Consider the following 1,699-nt stretch of genomic DNA (forward strand, 5'->3'; position numbering starts at 1 on the left):
GATCAATGGATATTCGTTCAGATTGTAGAGTTGGTATTATACTTGGTTGTGGAATTTTGGTATGATTGATAATGTTAACATAACAAAAAAGGATAATGAGCAGTTTATGATTTTATTGGAGGAATAATGTTTAAATCTAAGGTGAACTTAATGTTTTTACTTATGAAAATGTCTAAGAAAAACAAGTTTTAGCTGATGAGTGCTATACTAGTTAATCCTTAGTACTCACTCATTGACAAACATACATTTTAGATGACCCCAACGTTAAGTTGGGCCACCTTATTGATCGCTGTTTGATTACTTCGATTTTGATAACCCGAATCGCTCTAGCTCTTCTCGGGTCATTTTGTGTATACCTCGGAATGGAGCCGCGTGAATAGTGAAGAAATAGAACTGTGAACCAATCGGGTCTCCAAGCATTTTCTTGTAAAATATTAGCTGGTCATGATGTGCTGGATTGTCCTTAGATAATTTATCCGCAGTTTTTCCTTGCGAGCAACACCAAGAATGGACTCCAAGAATACCACCTGTTTTAACTTTTCTTTCTACTCCAGCGCTGAACAAGTCTACTCCACCAGAATATGCAAAGCCTCCTTCCGGAATCTCTGTATTCAATCCTGAATTACGTAATAAGTTTCCCGTGTGCAAGTTTATATCATCATTAACAGAACCATTGACGGCCTTGAGAACGATAGTGTTAACGTCTGGGTAATCTCGCGTTATTTTTTGTAACTGAAGGTAAGTTTGTGTGCCTAAGTCACCTGTCAGAATGGCTTTATTTCCATCGATTGAGAATTGGCTGGTACCTGATACCACTGCTGCTTCGTTGAAACTTAGCTTGAAGCTAATTAAGTTGTAATTGTCTGTTTCCACTTCTCCTTCATATAGGTAATTTCCATCAACATATCGTGTTGATATCTGTGATGCTTCCCATCCTTCGCTAATTAACTGGACCACTTCATCTTCGGTTAAGTCATCTGTTCTATAGGTTTCCTTTACCATGATATTGGTTTTGTCATCTAACCCTTGGTCCATATTATATTCAATTGATACTAAGCCTTTTTTAAACTGCATTATAAACGTATTGTCATCACTAAGAGCGATCGGAGACAATGGGTAATTAACGCCATCATAGTTAATCCATAAATCGTTTAGTTCTTTTTGAAAGGTTTTTAGGTATGAATCTAATCGTGATGGTGGAATACCTTTAAGCTCAAGATCATCGGTTTCAGCAAGCGCATTAAATGGTATAGAAAGCAATAGTAAATGGGTAATTTTTATCATCATACAACTCCTTTGTAAGTTTCATTTCTTACACTAGCAAAAGAGTATTATTAGGTTTGTATCATTATGTCTATATTTTGAACGCCTTTTGTTTGGTTAGGCAATGGATATAGACATAAAAATTAGTTTTTTTCTCTCGTAGTAACTAGATATAGTGACAAGTCTCCCGCCCTCTTTTATGTTGGTCGCTCAAGGTGACAACAGAGTTGAGTGACTATATCAGAGCAAAGCATTAGTCCTATGTCATCATTGGGCAACAAAAAAGTCGAGCAAATAACTCAGATGGAAATCAGTAAAAGATTTAGGTGGAGTTTTTACAAGTGAGTAAATATGAATTTAAGAGCAGCCTAATTGAAGGGAAGACAATTTTCGTTTAGTTTGACTTACTAACAGACTTGGCTTTGTTGCCGAAATC

1 protein-coding gene is annotated in these 1,699 nt (G+C 36.3%); it reads right to left on the bottom strand.

Features of this window, described 5'->3' with window-relative positions; translation table 11 throughout:
- Positions 1–297: 297 nt before the first annotated feature.
- The gene (locus tag HW45_RS28240; protein ID WP_152559620.1) at positions 298–1,287 is read right to left on the bottom strand and encodes a hypothetical protein; all 990 of its coding nucleotides are present in this window, start codon (positions 1,285–1,287) and stop codon (positions 298–300) included.
- Between the last annotated feature and the right edge of the window lie 412 nt (positions 1,288–1,699).

The sequence above is a fragment of the Vibrio sp. ER1A genome, assembly GCF_000733315.1.
Taxonomy (GTDB): Bacteria; Pseudomonadota; Gammaproteobacteria; order Enterobacterales; family Vibrionaceae; genus Vibrio; species Vibrio mediterranei.

What these genes read in the sequence shown, in the direction of transcription:
- HW45_RS28240 (WP_152559620.1), bottom strand. Translation starts at nt 1,287, where the DNA reads ATGATGATAAAAATTACCCATTTACTATTGCTTTCTATACCATTTAAT.